This is a genomic window from Rhodothermus profundi, assembly GCF_900142415.1.
Classification (GTDB): Bacteria; Bacteroidota; Rhodothermia; order Rhodothermales; family Rhodothermaceae; genus Rhodothermus; species Rhodothermus profundi.
In genome coordinates, this window is sequence record NZ_FRAU01000003.1 from 230,406 (window position 1) to 244,291 (window position 13,886).

Below are 13,886 nucleotides of genomic sequence, written 5' to 3' on the forward strand. Positions count from 1 at the left end.
CGCTATGCTGCCCGGCGCCGTCCCCGGCGCAGCAAATACAGCGCAATACCCAGCAGTTGAGCCGGATTTACCGGTCGCACCAGACAGGCGTCTGCTCCCACTTGATAGGCTTCCGTAATTACCTGCGGATTATCTTCCTGCAACACTACCAGCAGCGGTACGTCGGCCAGCGGCATCTCTCGACGCAACCGGATTATCCGCGTCCAGTCCGGTCGGGGCCCGCGGGCCTCTAACACCAGCAGTCGGCCAGAAAGCACGCTGTGAATTTCGACCAGTGAAGCCACCCAGTGCGTATCGGCCACCTGAAAGCGTTGCACAACGGGAGGCGTCTCGGTCGTTTTTTCCGAATGCGGTACTTTCTGCAGTTGCACCTGGAGCGACTGAATTACGGCAAGGAGCTCGTTCAGGAATGATTGCAAGGGCTCCTTTGCTGCTGCACGTCCGGCTGAGGCCTGGTGGTTGATCGCCTGCATATCTGAACAAAATGCTTAACTCCCTGGGGCTATTTCAAGTATCGGTTCAAAACCGGTGGGGATTAAGCCAGAGGAGCAAGCATCATGCCCGCTGGCATCGAGCGGTCAGCCACCCGGCGGAAACCGCCGCGGCAACGGCTCCGGCAGATCAGCTACGACATAAGCCATAATGGCCAGTGCGGCAATACACAGATTGAGTTCATGAGGATCCAGTTTGTCGATGGTGTCGGCGTCGGTATGATGATACCAGAAGTACCGCGTGCCGTCTACGCGCAATCCCATGCCCGGCACGCCTTCACGCATTAACGGAGCAATGTCAGCTCCCCCACCTCCTTCCCAGATACGATCTGCTCCGATCGGCTGAAGCAATCGCGCTATCCTGCGAACGATGGCCAGCGCCTCGGGCGTCCCGGTAAATCCGAACCCCTCTGGTCGAAACACGCCGGCGTCCGATTCAATGGCCAGCACATGCCGGTCCAGTTCGTTTCGGTAGCGATTCCGGTACGCCAATGCCCCTCGCAGGCCGTTCTCTTCGTTGGTCCAGAGCACAACACGGATGGTTCGGCGTGGCCGCAATCCCAGCCGTTTCAAAAGTCGCACGGCTTCCCAGGCTGCCACGCATCCGCCTGCATCATCCATAGCCCCCTGCCCTACGTCCCATGAATCAATGTGTCCTCCTACGACAACAATTTCATCAGGACGCTCCCTTCCCACCAGCTCAGCCATCACATTGCGCGACGGTACCTCTGGAAGCGTTTGCGCCTCCATGTAGAGCCAGAGTCGTGGCCGCTGCCCTCGATCCTGTAACCGTTGCAGCAGTTCGGCATCCTCGACGGTCAACGCAGCGTGTGGAATGCGCGGCACCCCTTGCTCGTAGCGCATGCTCCCGGTATGCGGCGTGTACAGCGAACGGGGTGTCACCGAGCGAACCAGACTCGCTACCGCACCGGCGCGCGCAGCAGCTATCGCCCCCAACACGCGGTAACGTACGGTCTCCCCATAGGTGGTAAACGGCACGTTGAACACAACAATACGTCCCTGCGCCGCTTCTCGCCGGGCTTCCAGTTCGTCAAAAGAGCGCACTACCAGCACCTCAGCCTCAATACCTTCGGGCGGTGTGGCTACGCTGCCTCCCAACCCCAGCACAGCCAGCTTCTTTCGATAAGGATAGCGGAGCTCCAGCGCCTCTTGCCCACGCACCCAACGAGGTACCATTACAGTATCCCCTCGAACGTTCTCCAGCCCGTCCTGACGCATGGTTTCCAGAATCCAATCAATGGCTCGCTCCAGTTGCGGAGTGCCGCTGAACCGCGGCCCAAACGTATCCACCAGATAAGCCAAACGTTCGAACGCACTGCTGTCGGCCAGTGCTGTCTCGATAATGCGTTGTGCGATGGCCTCATAGCGGTTCCACAACGTATCCGATAGCGTCTGCGCCTGTGCAAGTCCGCTAATCACAAAAACGAGGGCGGTGATAAAGGAACGCATAATGGCTTGACCGACAGGTTAACCCGGATTATCGTGTAGCTTACAAAACCTGCTGCAGAAACGCCATGCCTTCTCCCGCATCTGACAGTTACTGCGGCCTAGATTTTGGCGCCCGCACGGCAGGCACAACGGTGCTCGCCTGGAACGGCCGCGACGGCCGCCTCCACCTGCGCGCCTGCCCTCGCCAGACCGATGCCGACCTCTGGCTCAAACGGTTGCTCACTCCGCATCCACCGCGCCTCCTTGCCATCGACGCCCCCCTCAGCCTCCCGCGCGCCTATTGCGGTCCTCCTCAGGACAAAGCCCCCGACTTTTTCTTTCGCGCGGCTGACCGCCTGGCCGGTGCCATGTCTCCGCTTTTTCTGGGAGGACTGACTGCACGCGCTATTGCCCTGGCTCACCACCTGCGCCGCCTCGGTAGCACCGTGCTGGAAACCTATCCGCGCCTGATCGTCCAACGCCGCCTGCCCGAAAACCTTCAGGCTCGCTACCGCCGCGACGACCCCGCCGTTTTTGCCCACGATCTATTACCCCTGCTGCCCCAACCCTGCGCCGAACCTCCCGTTAGCTGGCACGGCGTGGACGCTCTCCTGGCCTGGTGGACCGCCTGGCGCTATGCGCACCATCAGGCCGCTTCCCTGGGAGACCCCGACGAGGGCCTGATCTGGTATTGAATGGTTAAAAATGAAACGTCAATCCCAGACGCCAGATAAGCACATTCGTTCGCGAACGATATACGTCGTAGAAGACGCGTCCGTTAACGCGTCGTATAGATCCTTTGCGCAGGTATTCCGCTTCGGATCCATACAGATAGCGTCCTCCTACATGCAGCAGCAGCCGCTGCCGTCTTCGGGGGGTAGCTTTCTGATACAGTTCGATTTCCACGCCCCCTCCATACCCATAACTCAGCGCCACATCTTCATAGTTGGTCGAAGCGGCAATTTCTTCTTGCTGTTCGCTTTCGATAGAAGTGCGGGTGTAGAAATAACGCCCACCAGCCAATCCTTCTACAAAGGGCCAGAGTCGCCCTAGCGCGGGCTGCACGCGCATCACCAGATGCCCCATGGCCATGTTGTTGACCGTCTCCACATCGACCGTTACGTCCGGAATAGTCATGCTAAACGGCTCTTTTCGGCGTTCTACACCGTAGATCATGAACCCGAGCTCTGCGCCCAGAAAGAGCGGTGCATGCTGAAAGCGCCAACCTACGTCAAAGTCCAGCCCGAAGCCTGCATTGTCAACGTTAGCTCGGAAAGCTCCTTGTGGGATTCCGGCGAGCAAGTAGACGCTTCCTTGAAAGGTTGTTTGCGCCTGTGCAGAAAGGCTCAGCCATACCCCCAGCATTATTCCGGGCAGTATGCGCATGATGCCCCGCATGTGACGGTTATCTGTGCTATGCAGGTCATGCCGCAACATATGCGTTCCGTTGCTTATGGATGCGCAGGATTCGGTGCGCTAGCGTCCTTTGCAAAGACAGCTCGTCCGTTCCGCGCAAACAGATCATAGCCTTCCGGTTGAGGCTGTCCCAGGAGCAACTCAGCCAGCAGTCGCCCCATGCGGAAACTATATCCCATGCCATGTCCGGTAAAACCAGCTACCCAGTAACTACCTGGCAGCCCGGGAATCTGGTCGATCATCGGAAGACCATCTGGCGAAAACCCCATCGTGCCACTCCAGCGACAACGCACCCTGAGCCCCGTGGTCTGGGGAAAATAGGCCTGCAAATAGCGCTCCAGATCAGCCTGCAGAGCCTCAGTCGTGACATCGTCATATCCTACTTCTTCCTCCAGATGTAAATGCCGGGCACCGCCCAGCAGTAACGTACCATCACGCAGTTGACGCAGATAAAAAAAGCCTTCATGTGAGTAGACCGGACAGGGAATCCAGCGCTGGCGCGCTGGCTCGGTAGCCAACATCTGGGCGCGCACAGGTCGCACATAAGCGGCTGTCTCCGGTAGCAGCCGGGGAAGATAGGCGTTTAGCGCCAGTAGCACTTGCCCGGCTCGGATTGCCCCATAAGGTGTCTCTAGCCGCACCCCCTCATTACAGGGCATCAGTGCCAGCACGGGATGGTGCGTCAGCACGGTTGCCGTGCTCTGGATAGCCAGGTACCGCACAAAGGCTACTGGATCCAGACAGCCTCCTTCAGGCAGATACAGCCCACCACGATATCCCTGCGCCTGAAGCCGCCGGTTCACCTCGGCAGACGTCAGAAAAATCACCGGTATGCCATCGCTTCGGAGCAAAGCGACAGCCTGTTGCAGCCGCGCTTCTTCTTCGGCTGAGCCTGCCACAATCAGCGCTCCGCTGCTCTCCCAGTCAAAGGCAGCCGGATCCAGTTCACGCAACAGCAGCGAGCGATTCTCCCGCGTAAACTGCCAGAGCCTGCGCGCTCGCGTTTCGCCGTATCGGCGACAATCCTTCAGAAAATCGGCCGATGCGCCGGGCAAGATGAACCCGGCATTGCGCCCACTGGCCCCATCGGCCAGCGCGCTGGCTTCCAGCAGCATCAGACGCAACTGCGGCCGAAGCCGACGCAGCCAGAAGGCAGTAGCACACCCAATGACCCCGCCTCCGACAATAGCAATGTCGGCGATGCGTTCGGCCGCCTGATGTTGTCGCTGCCAGTAAGATCGTGTCACGGCTACGTCCGTACGTCAACGACCAGGCGGCCCTGCGTTTTACCGGCAAGCATCGCTTCACTCCACTGTGGCACTTCCGAAAGCGGAATGACACGGGTAACCCGGTGGAGCGCTTCCTTAGGCAGATCGTGCGTCAGACGATGCCAGGCCCGACGCCGTCGCTCCTGAGGGCAGGTGTTCGAATCAATGCCCAGCAGGTTAACACCACGCAGAATAAATGGAAAAACTGTGGTGGTGAACTCGTGGCTCTGCGCTAACCCGCAGGCAGCGACGCTACCATGGCGCTTGATCTGACTGAGCAGGGCTGCCAGCGTTGCGCCTCCAACCGTATCAACAGCTCCTGCCCAGCGTCCGGAGTCGAGCGGTCGCCGGGGTCCCTGCCCCAGCTCCTGCCGGTCTATGACGCGTGCTGCCCCCAGCGCCTGCAGCAGCCCATGAGCCGCAGGCTTACCCGTGGAGGCCACCACCTCGTAGCCCAGGTGGGCCAGAATAGCTACAGCCAGACTTCCCACCCCACCACTGGCGCCTGTCACTACAACCTCGCCCTGATCTGGCATGAGACCGTGCTCTTCAAGCGCCATCACCGAAAGCATGGCCGTAAAACCAGCCGTGCCAATGGCCATCGCCTCCAGGGGTGTAAGCCGACGAGGAAGCGGCACTACCCATTCAGCGCGCACGCGGGCCCGCGTTGCGTATCCTCCCCACTGCGACTCTCCAATTCCCCAGCCTGTTACGATCACCGTCTGACCGGGCTTGAGATTGGGATTACTCGATTCCAGAACGGTACCTACCAGGTCAATACCTGGTACGAAGGGATAGTCTCCGCGAATGATTTTTCCCCTGCCCGTGACCGCCAGGGCATCCTTGTAATTCAGACTGGAGTAATGCACCTCCAGCAGCACGTCGCCTTCTGGCAGACGTTCTTCCGGCAGCGTCTCCACACGCGGTTGAATTGAGCCGGCTTCGTTGTACAGGACCAGTGCTCGCATGGAATTACTGACAGGTTTGGTGAACGAGTTCGCCTTCAATGATTACGCCACATACGTGCGTGGTGTACTCGAAGGGATCGCCGTCGAAAAGCACCAGATCGGCATCTTTACCGGGTTCTAACGAGCCTACGCGATCCGCAATTCCCAGAATACGGGCGGCCTGAATCGTCAAGGCCTCCAGCGCAGCCATACGGGGCAACCCGTTGGCTACGGCCATCGCCGCTTCAAACAGGACCACCCGCGTCTTAGGCACATAGCTTTCAAAGCCACTCTGGAAGGCAAAAGGAATGCCCGCCTCATAAAGCCTGGCCGCCGTTTCGAGGGTGGCATTGACCGTTTCGCCCCGGGGACGCACCATTGTCGGATGCAGAATCACCGGAACGCCAGCCTTCTTGATCTCATCCAGCACCAGGTACGCCTCCGCAGCCCCATCCAGAATCAATCGAAAGCCAAACTCGCGTTGCAGGCGCAGCGCTGCCATGATTTCAGGCACCTGCTGCGCTGTGATCATCAGCGGAATTTCGCCATCGAGCACGCGAACAAGCGTCTCCAACCCCAGATCTGGATCAGGACGCCGCGCCGGATCCGAAGCCTGCCGCTTGCGGCGATAGGCCTGGGCTTTGAGCAGTTCGGCCCGTAGCATGGCCACCGCCTTGGCGCGAGTCCCGGGACTGCGAAAGTAGCGTTCAATCATGGGGCCCAGCGTGGCCGCAACGGTCGCCACAGAATCAACCAGCGCCTCTTCGACTGTTTCGCCGCGCGTTTTGACCAGCATGGTCTGGCCACTGATGACCGCCCCTGGCCCGTGACCGGTGTGCAACGTTGTCACGCCGAAGCTGCGCACCCATGCTACCAGTTTTTCCCGTGCATTGTAGGCGTCAATAGCCCGCAGCTCTGGCTGGATCGGATCGGAACGGTCCAGTTGATCCTGGTCGTGGTCATAGTTCAGGATGCCGGCCAATCCGACCACGCTGTGCGCGTCGATAAGCCCGGGCGTAACAACAGCGGCTTCCAGCACCTGGTATCCTTCGGGAACGCGAACGTCCTGTGCCGGTCCGACCTGTTCAATTTTTCCATCCCGGATCAGCACAACCCCCTCTATAATCGGAGCGCCGCTCATTGTATAGAGCGTATCCGCCCGCACAGCCAGTTGTGCCCGGGCAGAAGCCACGCATAACGACAGTCCGACCAGCAGACTCCATGCTTTCATAGCACCCAATCCATTTTTTTCCTGGTTCAATGATCAGCATGTACAAACACATCCCCATCCTCAAATACCCCGGCTCCCCCCACTGCATATTTACGATCTTCTGGATTTGCCCGGTCAAACACCTTCTGGCCTTCCACCCAGGTTTGCTCTACATGCGTATAGACGCTGAGCGGATCGCCGGACAAAACGATAAAGTCCGCGTCTTTACCGGGCTCCAGGGAGCCGATGCGGTCGGCCAGGTCTAGCATGCGGGCGCCGGCCAGCGTAAGGGCCTCCAGAGCCTTTTCGGGAGACATGCCCGCCCGAACGGCCAGGGCTGCCGCTCGCAGGAACCATCGCGAATCTGTAATCAGGTCATCGGTATGAATGGCCACTGCTGCACCAGCTTGCTCCAGCGCGGCCCCATTTTTCATGCTTAGATCCACTGCTTCCAGTTTACCGCCTGGCGCATCCAGGATGATGATGGAGCTGGGCACGCCAGCAGCGGCAATTTCATCGGCCACCTTCCAGGCCTCGCTGACGTGGTGCAGCACAACGCGGAATCCAAATTCTCGTTGCAGACGCAGCACAGTCAGAATGTCGTCGTGCCGATGCGTGTGAAAATGCACGATCCGCCGCCCGTCCAGCACCTCCAACAGCGCTTCCATATCCAGATCACGCTCTGGCATCTTCTCGGGATCACCCTTTGCCTGTTCGATTTTGCGCCGATAGGCTAAGGCTTTCAGAAACTGCTGGCGCACCAGGGCGGCTGCCTTGGCCCGGGTCCCTGGAAACGGGGGATCGCCCTGCGGATTGGTACCGTTGGCCATTTTTAATCCCCCGCAGACCTCTGTCAGCGGGTCTTTGCAGTAAAGCAGGTCTTCAATGGTGTTGCCTTTGCGCAGCTTCAAGTAAACCGTCTGACCACTGAGCAGGTGGCCAGAACCCGACATCACATTCACAGTGGTTATGCCGCCTGCCCGCGCCCGCTGCACCGAGCTATGCCGCACATCAATGGCATCCAGGGTGCGGACCGCCGGATGCATGGGCGCGGAGCGGTCGCCGCCTTCAACGCGACCAATGTGTGAATGCGTATCGACCAGTCCCGGCATAATTACCTTACCCGTCACGTCATAAACCGTAGCTCGCTCCGGAACTGGCACGCTATCCTCGGGCCCTACCGCCACGATCTTGCCATGCTGCACCACCAGCACGCCGCGTTCAATGGGAGGCTGACTGATGGGATAAAGTCGGGCCCCACGAAAAACCAGCGGCTGTTCTTGCCCATAGAGCACCAACGGGACCAGAACCGCCAACAATGTCAGAGATACCCGCATACGCTGGCTCCAGGTTGGGTGGCACATACCTATGCAGAGGGTTTTAAAGTTAGGCAAAATTCAGAAAAGGGCGGACGTCGATGAGCCATCCGGCAACTTTTTGGACTGTCTATGGTTTTTTCACAGAGGTTTCTCACTGGGTGAGGTGGTCATGGGGCGTGGGCCTACAGGGTCTTGGAGACGCCGCCAGCTCTACCATCGGCTGGAAGTGCGAGAGCACATCTATGCGCTCCGCCTCCTTGGCAGCTTAGCCGTTGTCCTCATGCTGTGTTTATGGCTTACCCGGCTTCCCTGGTACCCGGCCCCACGTCCCATCGGCTGGCAACTGGTCGAAGAAGATCGGCGACTGGCCTTAATGGCGACGCAGCTTGAAGCGAAAGCCCAGGAAGACGCAGGCGTTCCGATCACCCGCTTTACGCCCCCAGAACCTGAACAGAAACAGGAAGGCCGCGACACTTCGCAGCGGCCAACGTTTAAGCTGCGCCGCCGGTTAGAACCTCCGGCGCGTCTCCAGGCGCGAGAAGTTATCTTCGAGAACCCAGAGCAACCACCACGCATCATTGGAGGATTAGGGGCTTACTACATCCACATCGAATACCCAGAGGAAGCCATTCGTGCGGGTATTGAAGGGCGGCTGGTGCTTCGTTTTATTGTAGAAACGGACGGACGCCCCTCCCGCATTCAGGTCATTGAACCGCTGCATCCACTCCTTGACTCAGCGGCTGTAGCGGCCCTGCGCCGCGTGCGTTTCATTCCGGGTAAACAGAACGGCCGTCCGGTGCGCGTCCGCATGCAGTTGCCCGTGCGCTTTCGCTTGCTACCCAGTCCGGTTCAGGCCAACAACGACGGTGGGCATTAACGCAGCTTTACCACCCCGAAACAATCACTTCGTCACTCTCGGGCAACTCAGGAGGAGGCAGCGCATCCAGGTTCAGCACGTCCTGTCCAACCTGCTGTTGCCAGCGCTCCTGTGCCCTTCGATTACCCGATACCCAGCGGAACGTCGCTGCGGTACCATCTTCAGAGATGGTCAGCACCCCAGACAACACGCAGAGCGGTCGGAACCAACCGCCTTCGCGCCAGCGTGCGGTTACCTCCACCACATACTGGAGGTTCAGTGGATTAAAACTCCAGCTTTCCACCTGAAGCCAGACAGGATACCATCGCCCGCTGAGGCGCTCGACCACCTGCTGCAACGCTTCTCCGGCGAAATGCGCCACTTCCGCTTTACGTTCGGCCTCCGTCTTAGGCCGCAAGCGCCGCGTAACAGACGTAAGCAGCTCAGGCGTCTCCAGGCCGGCGTAAAGCTCAAAGGTCACCGTAGCCGAACGCCCGACGCGAAATTGCTGCTGCAACGCGTAGCGAAAATCAGAAAAAGCAGGCAGTGCAGACAGTTCGATAACCCCTTCCCAGGTTCGGAGGGGCACGCGGAGTTGACTGTGCGGATCAGCCTGCGTTCCGATAAGCAGATATCCCTGAAACGACCGTTGCAGTGGCAGTGGCTCCCAGCCATCCCCGTCGTAGCGCTGACGCTCCCATCGGGAACGCAGCCGATAGTAGAGCCGAGCTGTTGTTCCCTGGAACGGATAGACGATTTCTGGCTCAACAACCAGCCGTTTGGGGGACGCATTCAGGCCAATCTGATCACACACCACCCGCCCCGCGAACCATCCACACACTTCCAGCAACAGCCGCTCCTGATCCTCCAACCGAGCATCTGGAACCGGAATCATCCGCGCTGCGCCCAGATACAGCGTATCGTAACGTGCGCTCAGCAGCAGGACTTGCAACGAATCGGGTTGGACGGGCTCAGGACTGCTCGGCCACCGCTGCTTTACAAACTGCACAGCTACCTGCAAGGAATCCCATCCGTACCGGTGCAGCAAAAGCTGGGCAACCCGGTAAGACGCTTGCTGCTGGCAGCCGCTTAGTAGCAATACCAGCACAATACCTGCAATCCAGCCCGCAATTTTTCCCGTTCGCATGACCATGCCCAGGGAGGCCGCCTACAGAACGAATCAGGCCGCCCGGTTCGCATGCCCATCAGGCAAAATCCCACGAAAATGGGCCCAGAACAGCGCAGCCGCGTGAATCCCATGTATAATCTGCCCTTCGTCGGCTAAACGCAAGGCATCAGCCGGGCTTACAAGGCGAACCTCCATGTCTTCCCCCGGATCCAGACGCGGCGATCTGACCTGCCGTGCCGCTCGTGCTACAAAGATGTGCGCCAGGTTGGTGTGCTTGCTGGGGTCCGGCGCGCAACGCCCCAGCGGTTCCCAGCAGCAGGCCTCATAACCGGTCTCTTCCAGCAATTCACGCTGCGCCGCCTCCAGCGGATCTTCCCCCGGCTCAATTCCACCGGCCGGAAGCTCCAGGCTCACAACCCCCAGGCCGTGCCGGTACTGCTCTACCATTACCAACTGTCCCTCCTCTGTCAAACAGAGCACGCACACCCAGTCTGGATACTCAATGACATGAAACTCTTCAATCTCTTCTCCACTGGGTAAGCGCACCCGATCCACGCGAAGGTTCATCCACCAGCGTCGGAGCAGATACTCCTGTTTAAGAACTTTCCAGCGTTTCATCTATGCCGACAGATCGGTCCTACCAAAGCGTCAATGGGCATCAAACAACATACCGTCGGGCGGTAACGCACATGGATCCAAAAAGATGCGGCAGGCCGGAACGCTTTGCGGTGGTTGGCATATCTCCTCTTTAAGAAATCTTAACAATTAACAATCATCCTGCGGGACCATGAGACCGCTCAAGGACCTCTACACCTGGCTTGACGCGCATCGGCTGCTCGGGTATGACCTGATCCGCATGTACCTGGGGGTGGCGCTTTTTGTACGTGGGTGGCTGTTTGTAGCCGACTCTTCCCGGATTATGGCTTTTGTGGAGGGTCAGAATCTGGACTGGTTCCTGCCCATGGCGGCGGTCCACTACGTCGCGCTGGCACACCTGGCCGGCGGCCTGATGCTGGCAGCCGGGCTGCTCACGCGTCTGGCTGCCCTGGCACAGGTACCTATCCTGTTTGTCGCAACTTTCCTTCTGCACTTGCAGGAAGGTCTGCTTTCGACCAGCCAGTCGCTGGAGCTCTCAGCACTGGTGCTGTTTCTGCTGGTCGTGTACAGCGTCTTTGGCGCCGGTCCGTATTCACTTGATGCCCGGATACTGTCCAGGCCTTCTGCCCAACGACTGGAGCCTCAGGGCGCCTGATCAGCTGGTTCAAAAACCAGCGCAGCCGAGTTAATGCAGTAGCGCAGCCCTGTAGGCGGCGGCCCATCCGGAAACACATGTCCCAGATGGCCTCCGCAGGCAGCACAATGCACCTCAATGCGATGCATCCCCAGACTGTAGTCGTCGGACGTCTCGACGTGCGCCGGGTCAATCGGGGCATAAAAACTTGGCCATCCGGTACCCGAATCATACTTCGCAGCGGACGAAAACAAAGGCAGCCCACATCCTGCGCAACGATAAATGCCCGGCGCTTTGTGATTCCAGTATTTTCCGCTAAAGGCTGGCTCCGTACCATGTTCTCGCAGAATGCGATACTGCTCTGGCGTCAGCAACTGTCGCCATTCTTCTTCAGTGCGCGTAACCCTGGGAACAGCCATCGCACTATCCGGATCGTTACTCTTCGGGCTTCCTAAACGATCTTGCACCGGGCAAGCTCCTCCCCGTATCATTAAAGGTCCCTCCGACACAACCGGTGGTATCCGAACCATGCAAACAGGAAGCGCTTTTGATTCGATTACAGAAACGTTTCCCTTCAACCAGCCCGTAGTCTGGGAACCGCGACCGGAATGGATTGCGGCCAGCAACCTGCAGCGATTCATGAATCGCCACCGCATCAGCTCACTGGACGAGCTGCAGGCGCGTTCGGTCGAGGATCCGGAATGGTTCTGGCCGGCCGTGCTGGAAGACCTGGACATTCGCTTCTACCGCCCTTATACGCAGATCTTAGACCTGAGCGAGGGCCCTGCCTTTCCCCGCTGGTGCGTCGGCGGTCAGCTCAACATCGTCCATAATCTGCTGGACAAATGGCAGGAAACGGAAACGGCCGAACGCATCGCCCTGCGCTGGGAAGGCGAAGAAGGAACGCAGCGCACACTGACCTACGCAGGACTGCATGCCGAGGTCTGTCGCTGCGCTCGCGCTCTGCAAACCCTGGGCTTCCAGCAAGGTGACGTGGCCGCGCTGTTTATGCCTATGACGCCCGAGCTGGTCATCGCTTTTCTCGCTGTGATCAAGCTGGGCGGCATTGTGCTACCGCTTTTCAGCGGCTACGGCGCCGAAGCAGTCCGCACCCGCATTCGCGACGCAGCCGCACGCTTTCTGTTTACGGCCGACGAGTTTTACCGGCGCGGCCGCCCTGTCTATCTGAAGCCAATTGCGGACGAGGCGCTGGCCGACTGTCCCAGCGTAGCGCACGTCATTGTCTTCCGGCGCCTGGAAACCGAGCCCGCGTCGGTCCCTATGCAGCCCGGACGCGACCACTGGTGGCATGAGCTCGTCTGGCCGCAGCCGTCCGAGGCCGAGACGGTCCGCACCGAGGCCGAGGATGTGCTCATGGTCATCTACACCAGCGGGACCACCGGCCGTCCCAAAGGCGCAGTTCACACGCACTGCGGCTTTCCCATTAAAGCCGCGCAGGACATGTACCAGTGCATGGATCTCAAGCCTGGCGAAACCATGTACTGGGTCACAGACATGGGCTGGATGATGGGGCCCTGGTTGGTTTTTGGCACCTTGCTTATCGGTGCCACCATGGTGCTCTACGATGGCGCACCCGACTATCCAGACGTGGATCGCCTGTGGGCACTGGTCGAGCAGCATCGCATTACGCATCTGGGCGTCTCCCCTACCCTGATCCGGGCTCTGCGTCCCCATGGACCAGAGCCCATCCACCGCCACGATCTGTCGAGCCTGCGCGCCGTCGGTTCAACCGGAAGTCCCTGGGACCCTGATTCCTGGCTCTGGTGCTTTGAACACGTGCTTGGCCGTGAAAAGCCCATTCTGAACTACTCGGGCGGCACGGAAATCTCTGGAGGTATCCTCTGCGGGAATTTCTTCCGCCCCCTGAAACCCTGCGCGTTCTCCGGACCGGTGCCGGGCATGGCCGCCGATGTAGTGGACGAACAGGGACGTCCCGTGCGGGAAGCAGTCGGCGAACTCGTTATCCGCAAACCCTGGATTGGCATGACCCGGGGCTTCTGGCGCGACCGGGAACGCTATCTCGATACCTACTGGCGGCGCATCGAAGGCCTCTGGGTACATGGCGACTTTGCTGCCATTGACCGCGATGGCCTCTGGTACATTCTGGGACGCTCAGACGATACGATCAAAGTGGGCGGCAAGCGGCTGGGGCCGGCCGAGGTCGAGGCAATCCTGAACGCGCACGAAGCCGTCGCCGAAAGCGCGGCCATTGGGGTCCCTCACGAAGTCAAAGGCGAAGAGGTGGTTGCTTTCGTGGTGCTCAAGCCTGGCAGAACGCCCTCCGAACGTCTCCGCCAGGAGCTTATGGATCGGGTGGTAGCCGCGCTGGGCAAACCGCTAAAACCTCGCGAAATTCGTTTCGTGACTGCCCTGCCCAAAACGCGCAATGCTAAGATCATGCGTCGTGTGATTCGGGCAACCTATCTGGGACAGGACCCAGGCGACCTGAGCAGCCTTGAAGACCCAACAGCCGTCGAAGCCATTCGGCAGGCTGTCTGACTGCTGTCTATTTGGGCACTCAGCCAGGTGTCGGAAGGCTCCTGGTATTT

Annotated in this window: 14 protein-coding genes; 4 read left to right on the forward strand and 10 right to left on the reverse strand. The window is 59.4% G+C overall.

What is annotated here, in order from left to right; all coding sequences use genetic code 11:
* Nucleotides 1–2: 2 nt before the first annotated feature.
* Both BUA15_RS06125 and BUA15_RS06130 read right to left on the reverse strand, forming a co-directional pair.
* Nucleotides 3–419, reverse strand: coding sequence for a PleD family two-component system response regulator (locus tag BUA15_RS06125; protein ID WP_245771947.1), 417 nt, complete (start codon nt 417–419; stop codon nt 3–5).
* A gap of 159 nt (nt 420–578) precedes the next feature.
* On the reverse strand, nt 579–1,961 hold the full coding sequence (locus tag BUA15_RS06130) for a M28 family metallopeptidase (RefSeq protein WP_072715091.1): 1,383 nt from the start codon (nt 1,959–1,961) through the stop codon (nt 579–581).
* Nucleotides 1,962–2,026: 65 nt separating this feature from the next.
* Between BUA15_RS06130 and BUA15_RS06135 the strand changes: the two genes are divergently transcribed.
* Nucleotides 2,027–2,635: a DUF429 domain-containing protein gene (locus BUA15_RS06135; RefSeq protein WP_072715092.1), complete on the forward strand. Its 609-nt coding sequence runs from the start codon at nt 2,027–2,029 to the stop codon at nt 2,633–2,635.
* A 4-nt stretch (nt 2,636–2,639) separates the two neighbouring features.
* Here the strand turns inward: BUA15_RS06135 and BUA15_RS06140 are convergent, their stop codons facing one another.
* The 5 genes from BUA15_RS06140 to BUA15_RS06160 form a co-directional block, all read right to left on the reverse strand.
* Entirely contained in the window at nt 2,640–3,326 is a 687-nt protein-coding gene (locus tag BUA15_RS06140; RefSeq protein ID WP_072715186.1) for an outer membrane beta-barrel protein, read from the reverse strand.
* 65 nt (nt 3,327–3,391) lie between these two features.
* On the reverse strand, nt 3,392–4,603 hold the full coding sequence (locus tag BUA15_RS06145) for an NAD(P)/FAD-dependent oxidoreductase (RefSeq protein WP_072715093.1): 1,212 nt from the start codon (nt 4,601–4,603) through the stop codon (nt 3,392–3,394).
* 2 nt (nt 4,604–4,605) lie between these two features.
* Nucleotides 4,606–5,592: an MDR family oxidoreductase gene (locus tag BUA15_RS06150; protein WP_072715094.1), complete on the reverse strand. Its 987-nt coding sequence runs from the start codon at nt 5,590–5,592 to the stop codon at nt 4,606–4,608.
* 4 nt (nt 5,593–5,596) lie between these two features.
* Nucleotides 5,597–6,802, reverse strand: coding sequence for an amidohydrolase family protein (locus BUA15_RS06155; protein ID WP_072715095.1), 1,206 nt, complete (start codon nt 6,800–6,802; stop codon nt 5,597–5,599).
* 26 nt (nt 6,803–6,828) lie between these two features.
* Complete coding sequence (locus BUA15_RS06160; RefSeq protein ID WP_072715096.1) at nt 6,829–8,118, reverse strand: amidohydrolase family protein; 1,290 nt, start codon at nt 8,116–8,118, stop codon at nt 6,829–6,831.
* 151 nt (nt 8,119–8,269) lie between these two features.
* Between BUA15_RS06160 and BUA15_RS06165 the strand changes: the two genes are divergently transcribed.
* Nucleotides 8,270–8,977 carry an energy transducer TonB gene (locus tag BUA15_RS06165; RefSeq protein WP_072715097.1) on the forward strand — a complete coding sequence of 236 codons (708 nt, stop codon included), beginning with the start codon at nt 8,270–8,272 and terminating at the stop codon, nt 8,975–8,977.
* Nucleotides 8,978–8,984: 7 nt separating this feature from the next.
* Here the strand turns inward: BUA15_RS06165 and BUA15_RS06170 are convergent, their stop codons facing one another.
* Nucleotides 8,985–10,103 carry a hypothetical protein gene (locus BUA15_RS06170; protein WP_072715187.1) on the reverse strand — a complete coding sequence of 373 codons (1,119 nt, stop codon included), beginning with the start codon at nt 10,101–10,103 and terminating at the stop codon, nt 8,985–8,987.
* A gap of 33 nt (nt 10,104–10,136) precedes the next feature.
* A complete protein-coding gene (locus tag BUA15_RS06175; protein WP_072715098.1) occupies nt 10,137–10,703 on the reverse strand; it encodes an NUDIX hydrolase in 567 nt (188 codons plus the stop codon).
* 169 nt (nt 10,704–10,872) lie between these two features.
* Here BUA15_RS06175 and BUA15_RS06180 point away from each other — a divergent pair, with 169 nt between their 5' ends.
* Complete coding sequence (locus tag BUA15_RS06180) at nt 10,873–11,337, forward strand: DoxX family protein (RefSeq protein WP_072715099.1); 465 nt, start codon at nt 10,873–10,875, stop codon at nt 11,335–11,337.
* Here the strand turns inward: BUA15_RS06180 and msrB are convergent.
* Nucleotides 11,325–11,735 (reverse strand): peptide-methionine (R)-S-oxide reductase MsrB, encoded by a 411-nt coding sequence (msrB, locus tag BUA15_RS06185; RefSeq protein WP_072715100.1) that lies wholly within the window; start codon nt 11,733–11,735, stop codon nt 11,325–11,327. The genes BUA15_RS06180 and msrB overlap by 13 nt on opposite strands.
* A gap of 109 nt (nt 11,736–11,844) precedes the next feature.
* On the opposite strand from msrB, the gene BUA15_RS06190 reads away from it, so the two are divergent.
* On the forward strand, nt 11,845–13,836 hold the full coding sequence (locus tag BUA15_RS06190; RefSeq protein ID WP_072715101.1) for an AMP-binding protein: 1,992 nt from the start codon (nt 11,845–11,847) through the stop codon (nt 13,834–13,836).
* The last annotated feature ends 50 nt before the right edge of the window (nt 13,837–13,886 follow it).

Coding starts and splice junctions, on each gene's coding strand:
- BUA15_RS06130 (WP_072715091.1), bottom strand. CDS start 1,961: ATGCGTTCCTTTATCACCGCCCTCGTTTTTGTGATTAGCGGACTTGCA.
- BUA15_RS06135 (WP_072715092.1), top strand. CDS start 2,027: ATGCCTTCTCCCGCATCTGACAGTTACTGCGGCCTAGATTTTGGCGCC.
- BUA15_RS06140 (WP_072715186.1), bottom strand. CDS start 3,326: ATGCGCATACTGCCCGGAATAATGCTGGGGGTATGGCTGAGCCTTTCT.
- BUA15_RS06150 (WP_072715094.1), bottom strand. CDS start 5,592: ATGCGAGCACTGGTCCTGTACAACGAAGCCGGCTCAATTCAACCGCGT.
- BUA15_RS06155 (WP_072715095.1), bottom strand. CDS start 6,802: ATGAAAGCATGGAGTCTGCTGGTCGGACTGTCGTTATGCGTGGCTTCT.
- BUA15_RS06160 (WP_072715096.1), bottom strand. CDS start 8,118: ATGCGGGTATCTCTGACATTGTTGGCGGTTCTGGTCCCGTTGGTGCTC.
- BUA15_RS06165 (WP_072715097.1), top strand. CDS start 8,270: ATGGGGCGTGGGCCTACAGGGTCTTGGAGACGCCGCCAGCTCTACCAT.
- BUA15_RS06170 (WP_072715187.1), bottom strand. CDS start 10,103: ATGCGAACGGGAAAAATTGCGGGCTGGATTGCAGGTATTGTGCTGGTA.
- BUA15_RS06175 (WP_072715098.1), bottom strand. CDS start 10,703: ATGAAACGCTGGAAAGTTCTTAAACAGGAGTATCTGCTCCGACGCTGG.
- BUA15_RS06180 (WP_072715099.1), top strand. CDS start 10,873: ATGAGACCGCTCAAGGACCTCTACACCTGGCTTGACGCGCATCGGCTG.
- msrB (WP_072715100.1), bottom strand. CDS start 11,735: ATGGCTGTTCCCAGGGTTACGCGCACTGAAGAAGAATGGCGACAGTTG.
- BUA15_RS06190 (WP_072715101.1), top strand. CDS start 11,845: ATGCAAACAGGAAGCGCTTTTGATTCGATTACAGAAACGTTTCCCTTC.